Annotated in this window: 17 protein-coding genes, 2 tRNA genes and 1 pseudogene; 18 read left to right on the top strand and 2 right to left on the bottom strand. The window is 41.6% G+C overall.

The annotated features are described in order from the left end of the window. Nucleotides 1-85: 85 nt before the first annotated feature. The 5 genes and pseudogenes from CHH58_RS06605 (at nt 86) to CHH58_RS06585 (ending at nt 5,171) form a co-directional block, all read left to right on the top strand. Nucleotides 86-1,294, top strand: coding sequence for a C39 family peptidase (locus CHH58_RS06605; protein ID WP_249275058.1), 1,209 nt, complete (start codon nt 86-88; stop codon nt 1,292-1,294). Nucleotides 1,295-1,314: 20 nt separating this feature from the next. After that, nucleotides 1,315-1,794: a hypothetical protein gene (locus tag CHH58_RS06600; protein ID WP_095232937.1), complete on the top strand. Its 480-nt coding sequence runs from the start codon at nt 1,315-1,317 to the stop codon at nt 1,792-1,794. 99 nt (nt 1,795-1,893) lie between these two features. Next, nucleotides 1,894-3,432 (top strand): recombinase family protein, encoded by a 1,539-nt coding sequence (locus CHH58_RS06595; RefSeq protein WP_095262224.1) that lies wholly within the window; start codon nt 1,894-1,896, stop codon nt 3,430-3,432. Between the two features lie 39 nt (nt 3,433-3,471). After that, nucleotides 3,472-3,558, top strand: a pseudogene (locus CHH58_RS06590) (helix-turn-helix transcriptional regulator); the annotation flags it as partial. 215 nt (nt 3,559-3,773) lie between these two features. Then, a complete protein-coding gene (locus CHH58_RS06585) occupies nt 3,774-5,171 on the top strand; it encodes a M24 family metallopeptidase (protein WP_095262223.1) in 1,398 nt (465 codons plus the stop codon). 105 nt (nt 5,172-5,276) lie between these two features. Here CHH58_RS06585 and CHH58_RS06580 read toward each other — a convergent pair whose 3' ends face one another. Continuing rightward, nucleotides 5,277-5,744, bottom strand: a complete 468-nt coding sequence (locus CHH58_RS06580; protein WP_170937546.1) for a GNAT family N-acetyltransferase — start codon at nt 5,742-5,744, stop codon at nt 5,277-5,279. Nucleotides 5,745-5,990: 246 nt separating this feature from the next. Between CHH58_RS06580 and CHH58_RS06575 the strand changes: the two genes are divergently transcribed. Continuing rightward, a complete protein-coding gene (locus CHH58_RS06575) occupies nt 5,991-6,341 on the top strand; it encodes a hypothetical protein (protein WP_095226659.1) in 351 nt (116 codons plus the stop codon). Nucleotides 6,342-6,379: 38 nt separating this feature from the next. On the opposite strand, the gene CHH58_RS06570 is transcribed toward CHH58_RS06575, so the two are convergent. Then, nucleotides 6,380-6,856 (bottom strand): hypothetical protein, encoded by a 477-nt coding sequence (locus CHH58_RS06570; protein ID WP_095262222.1) that lies wholly within the window; start codon nt 6,854-6,856, stop codon nt 6,380-6,382. A gap of 528 nt (nt 6,857-7,384) precedes the next feature. On the opposite strand from CHH58_RS06570, the gene CHH58_RS06565 reads away from it, so the two are divergent. From CHH58_RS06565 to CHH58_RS06510, 12 genes are all read left to right on the top strand, one after another. After that, on the top strand, nt 7,385-7,831 hold the full coding sequence (locus CHH58_RS06565; protein WP_095262221.1) for a hypothetical protein: 447 nt from the start codon (nt 7,385-7,387) through the stop codon (nt 7,829-7,831). Nucleotides 7,832-7,986: 155 nt separating this feature from the next. Continuing rightward, nucleotides 7,987-9,468 carry a potassium/proton antiporter gene (locus tag CHH58_RS06560; RefSeq protein WP_095226662.1) on the top strand — a complete coding sequence of 494 codons (1,482 nt, stop codon included), beginning with the start codon at nt 7,987-7,989 and terminating at the stop codon, nt 9,466-9,468. A 12-nt stretch (nt 9,469-9,480) separates the two neighbouring features. Then, on the top strand, nt 9,481-9,966 hold the full coding sequence (locus tag CHH58_RS06555) for a MarR family winged helix-turn-helix transcriptional regulator (RefSeq protein ID WP_095226663.1): 486 nt from the start codon (nt 9,481-9,483) through the stop codon (nt 9,964-9,966). A 2-nt stretch (nt 9,967-9,968) separates the two neighbouring features. Beyond that, nucleotides 9,969-10,784, top strand: coding sequence for a glutamate racemase (racE, locus tag CHH58_RS06550; protein ID WP_095226664.1), 816 nt, complete (start codon nt 9,969-9,971; stop codon nt 10,782-10,784). Between the two features lie 72 nt (nt 10,785-10,856). Beyond that, on the top strand, nt 10,857-11,993 hold the full coding sequence (locus CHH58_RS06545) for a GerMN domain-containing protein (RefSeq protein WP_095226665.1): 1,137 nt from the start codon (nt 10,857-10,859) through the stop codon (nt 11,991-11,993). Between the two features lie 344 nt (nt 11,994-12,337). Beyond that, the gene (locus CHH58_RS06540; protein WP_095226666.1) at nt 12,338-12,739 is read left to right on the top strand and encodes an RrF2 family transcriptional regulator; all 402 of its coding nucleotides are present in this window, start codon (nt 12,338-12,340) and stop codon (nt 12,737-12,739) included. Nucleotides 12,740-12,808: 69 nt separating this feature from the next. Continuing rightward, on the top strand, nt 12,809-13,714 hold the full coding sequence (locus tag CHH58_RS06535) for an NAD(P)/FAD-dependent oxidoreductase (protein WP_095226667.1): 906 nt from the start codon (nt 12,809-12,811) through the stop codon (nt 13,712-13,714). A gap of 123 nt (nt 13,715-13,837) precedes the next feature. After that, nucleotides 13,838-14,437, top strand: a complete 600-nt coding sequence (locus tag CHH58_RS06530; RefSeq protein ID WP_095262220.1) for an XTP/dITP diphosphatase — start codon at nt 13,838-13,840, stop codon at nt 14,435-14,437. Between the two features lie 9 nt (nt 14,438-14,446). Next, the gene (locus CHH58_RS06525) at nt 14,447-14,959 is read left to right on the top strand and encodes a YfcE family phosphodiesterase (protein ID WP_095262219.1); all 513 of its coding nucleotides are present in this window, start codon (nt 14,447-14,449) and stop codon (nt 14,957-14,959) included. An 88-nt stretch (nt 14,960-15,047) separates the two neighbouring features. Beyond that, nucleotides 15,048-15,602 (top strand): DUF420 domain-containing protein, encoded by a 555-nt coding sequence (locus CHH58_RS06520; protein ID WP_095220273.1) that lies wholly within the window; start codon nt 15,048-15,050, stop codon nt 15,600-15,602. A gap of 122 nt (nt 15,603-15,724) precedes the next feature. Beyond that, nucleotides 15,725-15,798 (top strand) — tRNA-Gly (locus CHH58_RS06515). A 1-nt stretch (nt 15,799) separates the two neighbouring features. Continuing rightward, nucleotides 15,800-15,873: transfer RNA gene (locus tag CHH58_RS06510), tRNA-Arg, on the top strand. Nucleotides 15,874-15,945 lie beyond the last annotated feature (72 nt).

The raw sequence follows: 15,945 nt of genomic DNA, 5'->3' as shown, positions 1-15,945 counted from the left end.
AGGTGGGAGGATTTGCTTTTACTTCACAAAGCAATAAATATAAAGTTCTATGTCATAAGAACTGTATGGGGGTATCGAATTGAAAATGTATTCAAAAATATTCGTATTTATGCTAGGGTTACTTGTATTCCTAGTAACGCCTTTAGTAACTAAGGCGGAGTCTTACGTTGTAACAGAAGAAGAAGCAATTAATAAAATAAATCAAACAATTGAAGCTAAACCATATCTTAATGCTCTAAATGGCGGACAAATTAATTTAGTACATAATTTGTACGATGAGAATGATAATGTCATAGCATATTACTATGAAATCCAAACTGAAAGTACAAATGGGTATTTTATAGTGGCAGCAGATAAAAGATTAGATCCACTACCTCAGTACGGAGTAGATGGCACATTAGAATATGAATTCACAAATATGCTAGAAGGAGAAAAAGCATATTATTTAGCTGTAAATAGCTTTGTCTTTGCTGAAAATGCAACTGTTGCTGAACAAAAATTTGAAGAAAGTAAAGAGAGTTTAGTTCCTCCCTTAGAAACAGAGAGTAAAGTTAGTTCTAATTCAAAAACTTCAAAAACTGACATCGCTGAAGCTGAAAAGGAATATACTGAAGCTATGAACAAAGAATTTAAAACTGTAGAATTATCTTCTGAAGTCAGTCCTGGTTGGAGTACTGGAGAGAACAGCGTTGGAGGTGGATTCTCTACTTTGGCTGCGGGTGATACAAGATACAAGGTTCTTAAGGTCGATCGCATCTGGCAACGGAGAAGTGGAATGACTGGTAAGGATTCTAATTGCGGTCCTGCTACAGGCGCAATGATAATTGATTATTACCATGATCATTCAGGATATAACGTGAGAGATAATGCATATTACGGTAGTTGGGCAAAATTATCAAATCATTTAAGAAGTGACATGGGAACAACAGCTTTTGGTACATCTCTCTGGGGGTTTGCTTCAGGTATGCACAAGCATGTACTTCACACTAGTAGTGCGTCTGCATGGAGAAATAATGTTGTAAATGATGCTGTAGGGACAAATGCTCAATCTAAATATATTGGAGCAATAAACAGTGGAGACCCCGCAGGTATTAGGTTTGATTTCTTTAGAGCTTCCGGAGTAGAATTCAAACATCATTTTGTTGCAGGCATAGGTTACGATAGAGACGGAAGTTTTGAAGGGGATCTTCATGTAGCTTATAAGAATCCTGATGGAACTGAAAATAATAACGGAACTCATTGGTTTGACTGGACTGTGAATGACCAAGATATGGGATTTGCTTATCTAAGTTAATATAAAGAGTGGTGCGACATTTGGCTAAATATAAAAAGAAAACGCTGACTCTCATTCTATCAATGTTGGTCTGTGCGATTTCATTCATAATTATCAACTTATTAAATTTCGACATACCTGCGAATGGAAACCGATCAGGAAATGGTAATTTAGCATTTGCAGGGTATCCATTTGCTATAGTCTCAGCTATTTTGATAATAGTATATGGTACTAAATTAAACCTTTGCCTTCTGAAAAGTTTGAATAAACTGTGGGGCATATTATTCTTAATCGCAACAGTGTTAATCCAAGTTATGTTATATATAGGCTTTGTAAATCACTTTAATGATAAGATTGAATATCTTGGCGGAGGTCCAGAAAATCCCAATTCATTTATAGTTGATATGGAATGGGTAAATACCTATACAAATGATATGTATTTTAATGTTTATTCTTTCTGTACTGTATTGGTTCTTCCATTAATAATTTCATCATTAATCAGATTGCTAAAAAAGACTTAAATAAATATTACGGACTACATTTTAATATGTAGTCCGTTTTATATTTTCATATTAAGTTCCTGCTATAATGGATACACATACCAATTAGGGAGGCCTTATATGGAGATATTTAAACAGATCCAAAAAGAAAAAGACCAGGTCACACCTTATGTAGATTATCCGTACCTGGTGTATGGTCGTGTCTCAACAGACAAAGATGAACAAGTTTCTTCTATAGAAAACCAAATCGATATATGCCGTGACTGGTTAGAGAAAAACAGCTACGAATGGAATCCCGATTCCGTATTCTTGGACAACGGGATTTCCGGAACCACAATACTCGCCCGTAAAGCAATGACCCTCATCTTAGAAAAAGCCCGTAAACGAGAAATTAAAATGGTTGTATTCAAATCCATTAGCCGACTAGCGCGTGATCTAAAAGATTCCCTGGAGATCAAAGAACTTCTTTTATCTGCAAATGTCAGAGTAGTTACAATTGAAGAACAATATGATAGCTTGTATGAAGGAAAGAATGACTATAAGTTCGAAATGTTTTCCATGTTTGCTGCACAGTATCCAAAGAGCCTGTCAGTGTCCATCAGTGCTGCTCATGCCTCAAAGGTACGTAGAGGTGAATTCCGAGGTGGAAGACCTCCGTATGGCTATCGAATCAAGGATAAGCACCTCATTATTCAAGAGGATGAAGCAGAAGTAGTGCGCATGATCTTTGATCTCTATAACAATAAAGGTCTCGGCTTTAAAAAAGTCACATATGAGCTAAATAATGCACTGGCCAAAGGGGAAATCGTAGGACCTGAACGCAAGGACAAATGGCAAGTTACTACTATACAGACCATTATTCAAAATCCAATGTATGCAGGTGTAGTCGTTTTAAACAAATACACCCACGTTAAAGTGGACGGCCGGAAGAAGCAGATACGGAACCCCATGGAGAAATGGAATATCTTTTATGATCAACACCCAAGGATTATTTCTGAGGAAGAGTGGGAGAAGGCCAACACTAAAAGTATCATTGCAACGAAGCGCAGAATCACTCCTTGGAATGAGTTAAGAGGATTAGTGAAATGTGATGTCTGTGGATCAAACATGGTAGTAAATGCTTCATGGAAAGCTAAGAAAGACGGTACTAAGACACATTGGGATTATCTCAAATGTAGTAGCTACCGACGCGGTGGAGAGTACGGCTGTGTAAACCATGCTCCGATAAAATATGAAGAGATACGACAGCTGGTTATATCTAAGCTGCAGCAGCATGGTCATGATATGCCACTTAATCTAAAGAACAATATGATGCAGAAAAAAGAAAAGCTGGAGAAGGATCTTAAAGCAAGAATTGAGTCACTAAAAGGAAAGAATAAGCGACTTATCGAACTGTACTTAGAAGACCAGCTTATTTCCAAGGCAGAGTTCCAAGTCAAACGAAGTGAAATTGAAGCTGAGACAAAGAAAGCAGAGGATGAATTGTTCCTTTTGTCTTCTGAGAAAGAAGAGCAGCTGGACATCCAAAACATCAAGCATGCTTTCACTGCACTGAACAACACCAGCGAGGATCTTCACGAAGTGTTTAAGACACTTATAAAGGAAATCCGTATTGGCCAGACTGGAGAATTAGAGATTGAATACACATTTCAGCTTTAAATCGCACTCATCTATGCTCATTATTGGCTAAAGGTATGTATTGCAAATACGATGCAGAAACTGGGAGTAAAGGGACGGTCTCAGGCTGTAGTGGAGCTCCTTCGTATGGGGGAACTGAAGCTCTGACAGGCATGGCTCGCCTGTCGACTGACATAGCTGTTTGTAAGCGAATAGAGAGTACTGGCTTGCTGTGATGGCTATCTAAAACCGACTGTGATGGTCGGTTTTTTGTTTCTACATAAATTGTTTGATTATAAAACATTTGCTGAATCACTAACGCATGATTGTGTAAATCGCTTACAATGTAACTACTAGATGGGTAAACGAAGGAGATAATTATAATGAACTTTATAGAGAGAATCAGCTATAGTAAAGTACCTGCACCTGTAGAAACATCGGCGGAGGTACCAGTGGATCTAATTGATGAAACGATGCAGCTTCACAAAGAGAAATTGATTGCTCAGATGAAAAATGAAGATCTAGATGTTCTTCTTGTTTATGGTGACCGTGAACATGGTACCAACTTTGGCTATCTTACTGGTTTTGAGCCAAGATTCGAGGAAGCTCTATTGGTTTTACATAGTAATGGGAGTACGTACCTGTTATTGGGTAACGAGTCTCTCCGAATGAAACAATACAGCCGTATAGAAGCAGAAGCTATCCTTGTACCTTACTTCTCTCTGCCTAACCAGCCGATGCAGACTGAAAAAACATTTGCTGAACTTATCGCATCTGCAGGAGTAAAAGAAGGTATGTGTGTTGGTATAGCAGGGTGGAAAATGTTTACGAGTTCTTATGAAGATAATCAACAACTATTTGAAACGCCGTATTTTATCGTTAACGCTGTGAAAGAGCTTGTGAAAGATACTGGTAGTGTTTTAAACACCACTTCATTGTTCATTCATCCAGGTACGGGTGCTCGTACTTTAATGAATGCAAACGAAATCGCTCATTATGAATTTGGAGCGTCACTTGCATCGTGCCGAATTTTACGAGTGCTGGATCAATTAGAACCTGGAAAAACAGAGATGGAGCTTGCGGATGGACTGGCTGCTTATGGACAGCCGAATAATGTTCAGACGATTTGTGCTACGGGTGATCGTTTTACGAACGCAGTAGTGGCTCCAAGAGCAAAGAAGGTAGAGATTGGTGATAAATTTTCAGTCACTGTAGGTTACAGAGGAGGTCTTACTAACCGTTCTGCATATGTTGTATCATCTGCTGAAGAGTTGCCAACGAATGTGTCTGATTATATCGATGCAGTTGCTAAACCTTATTACGCAGCAAGTGTTGCTTGGTATGAAAATGTGAGAATTGGTATGACTGGCGGAGAAATGTATGAATTAATTGAATCCGTCCTGCCTAAATCAAAATATGGATGGAAGTTAAATCCGGGTCATTTGACTGCTGGAGAAGAATGGATGTCTTCTCCTATCTACCCCAATTCAGAAATCCAACTTGCTAGCGGCATGATGCTCCAAGTGGATATTATCCCTAGTATTCCAGGATACGGTGGAGCGAATGCTGAAGATGGTATTGCGCTGGCGGACGAAGAACTGCGTACAGAGTTAGCTGCTCACTATCCAGAATTATGGGAAAGAATCCAAATACGCAGAGAGTATATGATCCAAACTCTTGGTATTCAACTTCATCCGGAAGTGCTTCCGATGTCTACAATTAACGGTTATTACCGCCCTTATTTATTGAATAAGAAGTACGCGTTTACAGTAAATAAATAGTAATTTAGGTTCTAGGATAAATGCATATTCTGCATTTATCCGGCCGATTGGTCAATTACCGCAGTATAAAAACCGTTCTTAATTAAATAAGAACGGTTTAAAGTTTCATATAGTCTTTCCCATTGAAATTGATGCTGTATTATACCCGAGCTTCTTATATAGGTTATAAGCGCCAGGATTATTTCCAAAAACACTTAATCCTAAAGAAGTAATTCCTTGATTTTTCATATCTGACTCTAACTGCTGAAGAACAGAAGTTGCATATCCTTTCTTTCTGAAGTCCTCATAAACAAGGATATGAAATACAAAAACTTTTTTACTGTCAGGTTGTATGTTATACCAAATGACCCCGATATTTTTCTCCTCTTCGATGGAATAGATATTGTACACTGATTGACCATCAGATTCCTGTTTGTCAGGCAATATATTGTCCATAAATTGCCTTGATTCTTCCAAAGCTAAATCCGAGGGTAAAAAAAAGTTATCGGATAGATCCTTCGCATAGTCAGGAATAAAATCTTCTATGTATTTATCAAATTCGTCCTCAGTCATTTTCCTTAATTCTGTCCGCATAATTTCGCTCCTTCTAACTAATAGCTCTTCGCTTAATTTTACCATTTATCTGGTTCATTTATTATCCAATTACAATAGCTGTCGAGGTTAGGTATATATCAGTAATAATCCTTCAACAACCGATAAGGTACATATCACATTTTAAATGCATGAAATAAAGTAGATAAATCTATGTTATTCTGTAAAAACAAGAAAAGTTTATGTTGGAAATTAAAGCTTATTTTCGTTTTAAGGAGTGAAGTTCTAATGGATAGAATAACGATTGACAATAGTATAGCGACAAATATCTTTGTAGGCGTAATCATTGTACTTATAGCAGCCGTAGTAATTGCCTTAATAGCCATCCGAAAGAAAAAGCGGGATGAAGATCAAAGTCATACGCAATCAAAAGATAACGCACAATCCAAGAGTAAATCAGATAGTGATGGAAACTCGACCATACATATGCCATTAATGGGCGCAAATTCAGAAAGTGATAGCAATAATAAGCGATATCATGATACCGATTTAAGTTCCCAGTCTTACGATTCCGGTCCGAGCAGCCCTTCCTATGATGGTGGTGGAGGTTCAGATGGCGGAGGCGGCGGAGGAGAATAGAAAAACGTGCAGCTTCACGCTGCACGTTTTTCGTAATGTTAGATTTCCATATCTTGTCCGGGTATATAGTTAAATTGTTTCACTGTCTGGGGTTCTCTAATAGGTTCACTACCTCTTGTGGGAACTTCAAATGTCACTTCTAATTCTTTTGGTTCGGCACTTGTGTCGTCTAGAAGGAAATAGATGTAACCATATTCACCATAATCTTCTTCCGTGTATTCCTTAGCTAATGTGCTATCAGGACTTGTAAATCCTGTAAGCTCTTCACCTGTATCCGTCACCGCAGTCGCTTTTCCTTCGTATGAGAAATTATAATCATTGTCGTTTTCTGATTCTATTTCTAATACGATAGCTCGAACAGTATCTTTTCCAGAGAATTGTTCCATTTCTTTTGCTTCTTCATTTAAGTCGATTTCAACTAAAGTAGGGATTGTACGTACAGAAAAATTATCGAATGAAGCAGATAAGAAGGAGTAGTCACCGTCTTGTCCTTCCTCCGTATAAGCTCCTATCAAGAAATAATCTCCAAATTCATCCTCTGTATGATTATATATTTCCTTTTTCTGTTCAGTTGTTAGTTTGCTTGTATCAGAACTGCTTTCTTCTTTTGTTCCTGCTGTTCGGTCTCTTTACTGATGCATTATCGCTGCCGCAAGCGGCTAATAAGAAAATAAGTCCGGCCATTAAAAGGCTACTAAATAATTTTTTAAATTTTGTTTCTCTCCTCCGCTTAGACTATCTAATATTAATTGTATCTTTCTTCCACTTCAGTATCTTTTATCCTAGTATAATTGAGGTTGTGGGGGTATAAGGCGTCAGTTGTGTATTCAAGTAGTGTAAATGTGACAAAAGAATTAGGGATTCCTATTTTAACTTTTAGGCTTATCGATAGTAATAAGAGCTTATATTTCACAAATCACGGTTTAAAAGTCAGTTGAAGTAAAGATATCTCTATAAATTTCGGAATAATAGATGTAATACAATCAATTAATGCAGGTATCCCTCCTAATCTGTCGAATCTGTACAGAAAAGGAGGGTTTTCCATGGAAATTGTGAAAAGTCCGTCTGTCGCTCCAGTCATTGCGTCGCTGCCGAGTTTGCAGCAGCAGATTTACCAGGATGTTCGTAAAGCTTTTGTGCGTGTTACCGAAGCAGGGGAATATTATATGGCTGATGAAGATGATGAGATTGTGATGATGCCGGTTGCTGAGAAGCATCACTTAACGCTCACGGAAGTAGCATCATACTATAGCGGAGTGGAATGCAGCATTGCACAATTCCAAGCAACACATCTGGGAAGCTCTCCGCCGGCGGATTTTGAAAAGTGGGCGATGAAGAAGGGGAATACGGTTGTCAGCCGATTCGATGATGTGCAGAAGTGCATAATGGTCAGCATCAATGGGTGCAAAGCCATACCTTATCATGAATTACCTGTTTCCTCTTTCTCTGAGCTGTTTCGATCCTATACATTCAGTTCTTTATTTAAGTGAATAGCTAACAGAAAGCCGACTCCAATGAGTCGGCTTTTTTTTATCTGTTTAGCCCCGGCGAGGGCGAATTACATGCAGTACAGCGTTTTTAACGGTATCATTAAGGATAGGATAGAAAAGTCAGATATCGATCGACACCTTGTAGGGGGATGTACATGCACGATTATATGGTAACGAATCAATTCATTTTTCTCTTCGCGCTGCTGCTTATTGTGAGTGTAGTGGTGACGAAGTTTTCGACGAGGCTGGGTGTCCCGGCACTTGTCTTGTTTATCGCGGTTGGAATGATTGTCGGAAGCGATGGATTTGGTCTTGTTTATTTTGATAATGCTCATTTAGCGGAAGCAATCGGTATCTTCGCGCTGATTGTCATTTTGTTTGAAGGCGGTCTTCATGCGAATTGGCATTCGATGAAGCCGGCACTTGCTCCGGCGATCACGATGGCAACGATAGGGGTACTGCTGACAGCGGCAATCGTCGCTGTTGCTGCTCATTATATCTTCGATTTGACGTGGCTGGAATCTGTTCTGATCGGATCGATTGTTGGTTCGACGGATGCTGCTGCCGTGTTCTCTGTTTTGAAAGGGCAGAATGTTAAAGAAAAGCTTGCTGCGACATTAGAAGCTGAGTCTGGTACGAATGATCCGATGGCTATGTTCTTGACGATCACTTGTATCGAATTAATTAGCGGCCACGGCTCCGGCGTTCTTTCTTTGATCGGCAGCTTTATATGGGAAATGGGAGCAGGAGCGGCGATGGGGCTGCTGATTGGATTCATAGCTGTAAGAGCAATCAATCGGATCAATCTCGATACAAGCGGTCTTTATCCGCTGTTCGCGCTCGCATTCGCTTTAGTAAGCTACGGATTGACATCTGTTATCCATGCTTCTGGATTATTGGCTGTATATGTCAGCGCACTGTATATCGGAAATGCAGAAATTACGTACCGCCGTTCGATCATCCGTTTCAATGAGGGCTTCGGCTGGCTGATGCAGATATGTATGTTCGTCTTGCTGGGATTGTTCGTTTTCCCTGATCAATTATTTAAACCGGACCTTATGATTAAAGGATTCTTACTGTCGATCGTATTAATCTTTCTTGCGCGACCGCTGGCGACGTTCCTGTCACTGATCCGATTCAAGTATACAGCAAAAGAGAAGCTGTTCATTTCTTGGGCGGGTCTGAAAGGTGCCGTACCGATTGTGCTGGCATTATTCCCGCTCATTGCTGGTATTGAAAATAGCCAGCTCATCTTTAATGCTGTTTTCTTCGTCGTGCTTCTATCAACTGTTCTGCAAGGCTCGACGGTCACGGCGCTTGCGGCGAAACTTAAATTGGTGCAACCGCCGACTACGAATGAAATTGAAACGCTTGAATTGATCAGTATAGGACGGAACAATCTCGAGATGGTAGAATATAAACCAACGGATCTGAATGAGATAACCGGCAAACGACTGGAGGATCTCAGCTTCCCTGAGACGACTTTGATCAATGCCATACTCCGGAGTGGTGAGATTATTTCGCCGAATGGGCAGACAGTCATCAAAGCAGGGGACACACTGTATATCATGGTTTCCTTACAATTTAAAAAACAACTTGCAAAATATTTGCGCAGGAACAAACTAACGGAAGAATAGCAGGAGGAATGAATGGTGCACGACACACTGACAGCTGAAAGAATTGCAGCGATTGAGAAGGAGCTGCGACACATTGCTGCAATTATCAAGCAAAAAGGACGGGAGATCCTCCTGCAGTATCCGATTACGGCACCGCAGTTCGTCGCGCTGCAATGGCTGGCGGACAAAGGAGATATGACAACTGGCGACCTTTCCCAAACAATCAGGCTTGCTATTAGTACGACGACCGATATCGTTGACAGGCTGGAGAAGAATGAGCTTGTGAAACGAGTGCGTGACGAGAAGGATCGGCGTATCGTACGGGTGCATATCCTAAAAAAGGGAGAGCTGATCATCTCGGAAGTGATCAAAAAGCGTCAAGCATATCTACAAGAGCTGCTGGAAACTTTTTCTCTGCAAGAGGCAGACCAGCTGCAGTTGCTCTTACATAAGTTACACGGTAAAATGAATGATTACGAACAGCTAGAGGCTAAAACAGAGAAGAAAAAGAGGAGATAAACGTGGATTATCCGATTGGTGTCATTGATTCAGGAGTAGGCGGCTTGACCGTTGCAAGGGAGCTGATGCGTCAGCTGCCAAAGGAAAACCTCATCTATGTCGGGGATACACTCCGCTGTCCATACGGTCCAAGACCGGAAGAAGAAGTGGTGGAATTTACATGGGATATGGTGAATTTCCTCCTGGAAAAGAACATCAAGATGCTCGTGATCGCCTGCAATACAGCGACAGCTTTTACATTGGAGGAGCTGAAGCAAAAGCTTGATATACCGGTTGTCGGTGTTATCGAGCCAGGCGCTCGTGCAGCAATCAAAACGACTAAAACAAATCATATCGGTGTACTCGGTACAGAAGGCACGATCCGCAGCCATGCGTACCGTAAAGCGCTGAAAAATATCAATAGTGAACTTGAAATAGAAGGACTTGCATGTCCAACATTCGTTCCTATGGTGGAAAAAGGTGTTGTCTCAGGATCATTGGCTCGCCAGGTCGTCCAAGATGCACTGACATCATTGAAGGATTGGAAAGAGATGGACACACTCATTCTGGGGTGCACACATTATCCGATCATCAAACCCGTCATCGAAGAAGTGATCGGTGAATCAGTGGAAGTGATCAGTTCTGGTGACGAGACAGCTCGTGAGGTAAGTGCAATTCTTGGTTTCAAAAGAAAGCTCTATGAAGGAGATCGTCCTGTTAATCATCAATTCTATGCATCAGGAGATACGCATCTCTTTATGAAGATCGCGAATATGTGGCTGCAGCGGCCAGTTAATGAAGTCGGAAGGATCCAGCTCGGCAGCAAACAATCTATTTGAATAAATATGGTCTAAAACCTTTGATGGCTCGTATACATGATAGTACAAACCATCAAGGGGGAAGAAGTGCGTATGAATAAAAAGATTGCAGGTCTTTTCACTAGCGTAATAGGCCTTTCCATTTTATTGGCCGGATGCTCCTTGAAAGGAGAACAGGCTGTCGATGAAGTGGACGTGCCGCAGGATACAACTTATGTGGACGAGCTGGAGGAAAACGCGCTTGAGCCTGGCGCAGCAGAAGCACCAGCCGAAGGAGAAACACCGGCTGAAGGAGATGCTCCAGCAGAAGGTGAGGAAGAACAGCCAGAAGAGGGTGCTAAAGAAGGCGAATCCGCTACCGCAAAACGTCAGTTGTTCCTGATGGATGCCAATGGAATGGTAGTACCGATGACATTCGAACTGCCGCAGACAAATGAAGTAGCCAAAGAAACATTGGAATACCTCGTGAAGGACGGTCCGGTGACGGACATGCTTCCTAACGGATTCCAGGCAGTATTGCCCGCAGGAACAACAATCAATGGAATTGATGCACAGGAAGACGGCACATTGATTGTCGACTTCTCGAAGGAATTCAATGAATACGAAGCAGCCAGTGAGAAGAAGATTCTTGAATCCATCACGTACACATTGACACAGTTTGAAAATGTAAAAAATGTGGCTATCCGCGTAGAAGGACAAGAACTGGCGAAAATGCCGGTTGATGGTACGCCTATCGGGAAAAGCTATTCCCGGGCTGATGGCATTAACTTGATGGATAATGGCATCACTACTGTGAACAGCCAGTCTGTCACGCTCTATTTCCCGGCAGAAGCAGTAGATGGCACACCTTATGAAGTGCCAGTGACAGAGCGGATGAACAGCAATGCAGAAAACGACTACGAAGAGATCGTCAATGCTTTGATTGACGGACCAGCCATGGATAGCAATCTGTCCAACGTTTTCAATACAGGCTCTGCACTCGCTTCTGAGCCAACATTGAAAGATGGCGTCCTTAACCTGGAATTCAACACAGAAGTATTGAGCAACGTGGATGAAGCCGCGATTACAGATCAGCTTATGGAAACTCTTGTTATGAGCTTGACAGAGCTTGAGGATGTTGATGCAGTCTCCGTTAAAGTAGAAGGTGTGGAAGAAGTGTTCAACGAGCACGGTGAAGCTTACGCTGAGCCTGTCTCAAGAGAACAGTACGTTCCAGCTGAAAAATTATAATTGTAGAAAGCCCGGTCATTTGATCGGGCTTTTTTCGTGCAGGGAAAAGGAAGCTTTTTGTTGAGGTCAGTTAAGGTGGAGGGGATTTTATGTATACATAATTTAATGAGCTAATTATTCGAGAAAGAATAAAGGATGTTCCGTCAGAAAAAGTGGAGCAATTATTTCAAGAAGCTGGCTGGGAAAGAATACTATCCTCCTGGCAACAGGGAAATATCGTTTAATCTTCGAAAATAGCACATTGGCGTTTACCGTGATCGGGACATTTATAAGCAGTTATTGTTGACAGGTAAAGTTTAAGCAGCTATCATAGATACGTAAAGTCTATGATTGGAGTGCGGGAAATGAAATTCACCAAAGCGACGAATTACGCTCTGCATACGATGCTCTATTTAGCCAAAGAAGGAGCGAAACAGCAGCCGATCGGAGTTCAGCAGCTTGCCGATCATCAGCAGGTTTCACCGACTTATTTGTCTAAGATTCTCACCAAGCTGGTGAAAGAAGGCCTTATTACATCTTCTTCGGGAGCAAATGGCGGATATAAGCTCAGAAATGGATGGCAGCAGCTCTCTTTCTTTGATATTATTCAAGCGATAGAAGGGAAAGCCTCGATTTTTGAATGTAGCTTGCACGACGAGCCAGCCTGTATCGTGAAGCGAGTGATGGAAAAAGCAGAAGAGCAGATGGAGCAGGAGCTTCGTCAGACAACTATAGCTTCTTTGCTAGAGGGTAAAAGCAGCGAATAAAAAGCTGTTTTTTCTTTCGGGTAATCATAGACATTATAAGTCTTTTAAATCTTTGAAGGAGTGTAGACAATGGAAAAATGGGATTGCGGTATAGTTGGCGGCGGTGCGGCAGGGATGAGTGCAGCTCTTCAACTTGTGAGAGCCAGAAAGAATGTAATTATTTTCGATAATGACACAAACCGAAACCGGGTGACACAAGAATCACATGGATTCTTAACGAGAGATGGTATCACCCCGGCTCAATTCAGGGAAGAAGCCAGACGTGATCTGGCAAAATATCCGAATGTCACATTTGTTTCAGCTGAAGTGAATCATATCAAGCAAAAGGACGCAGCTAGTTTTGAGATAGAAACACATGACAGTTCTTACTTAGTAAAAAAGGTCTTACTGGCGACAGGTATCCGTGAATCCTTCCCGGAAATCCCTTCCATTGCTTCATTTTATGGAAAGAGCATTTTCTCCTGCCCATATTGCGACGGGTATGAACGAAAAGATGAGCCACTGATTCTGTTTGCTGAAACAGAGGCAGGTATTCGCCATTTGGGAAAATTGCTGCTGAACTGGACAGGGGATCTTGTCATTGCATCAAATGGATATGAACTTGAACAGAATACTTTTTCTTTGTTCGAAAAGCATGGTGTAATAATCGAGGAGGCAAAGATAGTGAATCTTATCGGAGAGAATGGGATCCTAAAAGAAGTTGCCTTTGAAAATGGTAATCGAATAAAAAGGGCAGGTGGTTTTGTTGTCCCGCAATTCGTCCGAAAAGACAGGCTGACCGCCGATTTGGGATGCTCGTTTGATGAACAAGGCAGACTGATGGTGAACGAATTCGGACAAACAAGCGTGTCGCATATCTATGCCGCAGGTGAATATGTAAATCAAGCACCTTCTTCGCTTTTGCTGGCAGCTGCTGACGGCGCAAGAGTGGCGGTGAATATGAATATGCACTTTGTTGAGTCCCGTTTCAGCTGATCTTTGAAAAACGTTAAGAGGCGAGCTATACTTTAATAGAAGCTCGCTTTTTTCTATACATATTAATATTTGGGTACTATCTAGGGTAATAAACATACATAAGATTTGAATGGAGTGATTACAATGAATAAAATCATCATCGCAACAAAAAACGCAGGAAAACTGAAGGAATTTAAAGCCTTTTTCGGAGAATACGATATTACAGCTTACGGACTCGATGAATTATCACAGCAATTCGATGATATTGAAGAAACAGGTACAACGTTTGAGGAAAACGCCGCGCTGAAGGCAGAAACAATGGTAGGTCACCTGCAAGTTCCTGTGCTTGCTGATGATTCTGGTTTGGAAATTGATGCACTCCAAGGTCGTCCAGGCGTTTATTCGGCGCGTTACGCTGGAGAAGAAAAAAGTGATCAAGCAAATATGGATAAAGTGCTGGAAGAGCTGAAAGATGTACCGAAAGAGGAGCGCACAGCTAGATTTGTTTGTGTATTAGCAGTTTCTCAGCCTGGTAAAGAAACATTTTATGCGAGAGGGCATGTCGAAGGTACAATCACGGAAGCACCGAGCGGCGAACATGGCTTTGGCTACGATCCTGTCTTTCAGCCGGAAGGCTATGATAAAACAATGGCGGAGCTCAAGCCGGAGGAGAAGAATCAAATTAGCCATCGGAAACAGGCAATGGTTCATTTGGAAAAATGGTTGAATGACCAAGCGAAGTGAGGTTAGAGGATGAAGATACTGATAACGAGCGACAGTCACGGATTAACAAATGAAGTATACATGCTGAAGCAGCGACATGAAGACGAAGTTGCGGCATATATTCACTGTGGCGATTCGGAGCTGCCTTTTGATGCACCGGAGATGGAAGGCTATTATCGGGTCGCTGGAAACTGTGATTATGACGGAGCTTATCCAGAAGTGGAGGAGCTGACAGCATCTGAGCTGCCAATCCTTATCACGCATGGTCATCTATATGGAGTGAAATCAAGTCTCCGTCCTTTAGAAAAGCTGGCAGCAGAAAGAGATGCAAAGATTGTTTGCTACGGCCATTCACATGTAGCGAGAGCGGACGTCATCGACGGCAGACTGTATATCAATCCAGGCAGCATTCACTTGCCAAAGCAGTCGCCATATCCGACTTATTGTATTCTGTCCTACGAAGATAGAATTGCCACGGTTCGATACTATACGTTAGGTGGCGAAGAAGTACCGGAACTGGAGAAATCCGTCACATTCAAGTAAGCTCGGACAAAAAATTGTAACGTTTCTATTGCCGAATCACCTCACACTTACGTTATACTAGTGTTTGAATGAATTGAGGTGATTTTGTATGAATGAAGCCGATTTCGGTTACAAACCAAATCATAAAAAACGCAATTATCGTCCGCTTGTTATTTGGCTGACCATCATCATTGATGGATTGGTTGTCGTATTGAGCGGCTTACCGCCTGTCGAAGGCTTCGATCTATTCGACGTACACATCCTGCCGATGCTGAACGCTATCTTCAACAGCTTTACGTTTGTCTTCCTGCTGTTGGCATTGATCTTCATCATGAAGAAGAATATTATCTGGCATAAGCGGTTCATCTATTCAGCCTTTGTCACAACTACATTGTTCTTGATTTCTTATGTAGCTTATCACTATCTGGCAGGAGATTCATCATTCGGAGGCGAAGGCATCATCCGTCCAATCTATTTCTTTATCTTGATCACGCACATCGTACTGGCAGCAGTCATCGTACCGCTAGCCCTTGCATCGATTACACGTGCTTGGAATATGGACGTGCCAAGACACCGAAAGATTGCCCGCTGGACAATGCCATTATGGCTTTATGTCAGCCTTACAGGCGTCATCGTCTACTTGATGATCCGTCCGTATTATTAAGGAGTATTGCTCCGGGAAACCGGAGCAATTTCTTAATTTCAAAAAAACTGTTGACTATCTATTGTTTATCATGTAGAATAAATCTTGTCCTTAAGAGAGGGCAGCATACATAAAAGCAACATGCGGGTGTAGTTTAGTGGTAAAACCTCAGCCTTCCAAGCTGATGTCGAGGGTTCGATTCCCTTCACCCGCTCCATGTCCCAATAGCTCAGCTGGATAGAGCAACAGCCTTCTAAGCTGTGGGTCGGGGGTTCGAATCCCTCTTGGGACGCTAATGTAATCGGCTGTAAAAGCCGTCAAACCAGCCTCTTATATCGTTTAGTGAAACGGTCAGTATAACGGT

Origin of the sequence: Terribacillus saccharophilus (genome assembly GCF_002272745.1) — a bacterium.
GTDB classification, from domain to species: Bacteria; Bacillota; Bacilli; order Bacillales; family Amphibacillaceae; genus Terribacillus; species Terribacillus saccharophilus_B.
This window is presented reverse-complemented; position numbering and strand designations above follow the sequence as displayed.

Excerpts from the sequence above, each read along its gene's own strand:
- CHH58_RS06605 (WP_249275058.1), top strand. The coding sequence starts at position 86 with ATGTATTCAAAAATATTCGTATTTATGCTAGGGTTACTTGTATTCCTA.
- CHH58_RS06595 (WP_095262224.1), top strand. The coding sequence starts at position 1,894 with ATGGAGATATTTAAACAGATCCAAAAAGAAAAAGACCAGGTCACACCT.
- CHH58_RS06585 (WP_095262223.1), top strand. The coding sequence starts at position 3,774 with ATGAACTTTATAGAGAGAATCAGCTATAGTAAAGTACCTGCACCTGTA.
- CHH58_RS06580 (WP_170937546.1), bottom strand. The coding sequence starts at position 5,744 with ATGCGGACAGAATTAAGGAAAATGACTGAGGACGAATTTGATAAATAC.
- CHH58_RS06575 (WP_095226659.1), top strand. The coding sequence starts at position 5,991 with ATGGATAGAATAACGATTGACAATAGTATAGCGACAAATATCTTTGTA.
- CHH58_RS06565 (WP_095262221.1), top strand. The coding sequence starts at position 7,385 with ATGGAAATTGTGAAAAGTCCGTCTGTCGCTCCAGTCATTGCGTCGCTG.
- CHH58_RS06560 (WP_095226662.1), top strand. The coding sequence starts at position 7,987 with ATGCACGATTATATGGTAACGAATCAATTCATTTTTCTCTTCGCGCTG.
- CHH58_RS06555 (WP_095226663.1), top strand. The coding sequence starts at position 9,481 with ATGGTGCACGACACACTGACAGCTGAAAGAATTGCAGCGATTGAGAAG.
- CHH58_RS06545 (WP_095226665.1), top strand. The coding sequence starts at position 10,857 with ATGAATAAAAAGATTGCAGGTCTTTTCACTAGCGTAATAGGCCTTTCC.
- CHH58_RS06540 (WP_095226666.1), top strand. The coding sequence starts at position 12,338 with ATGAAATTCACCAAAGCGACGAATTACGCTCTGCATACGATGCTCTAT.
- CHH58_RS06535 (WP_095226667.1), top strand. The coding sequence starts at position 12,809 with ATGGAAAAATGGGATTGCGGTATAGTTGGCGGCGGTGCGGCAGGGATG.
- CHH58_RS06530 (WP_095262220.1), top strand. The coding sequence starts at position 13,838 with ATGAATAAAATCATCATCGCAACAAAAAACGCAGGAAAACTGAAGGAA.
- CHH58_RS06525 (WP_095262219.1), top strand. The coding sequence starts at position 14,447 with ATGAAGATACTGATAACGAGCGACAGTCACGGATTAACAAATGAAGTA.
- CHH58_RS06520 (WP_095220273.1), top strand. The coding sequence starts at position 15,048 with ATGAATGAAGCCGATTTCGGTTACAAACCAAATCATAAAAAACGCAAT.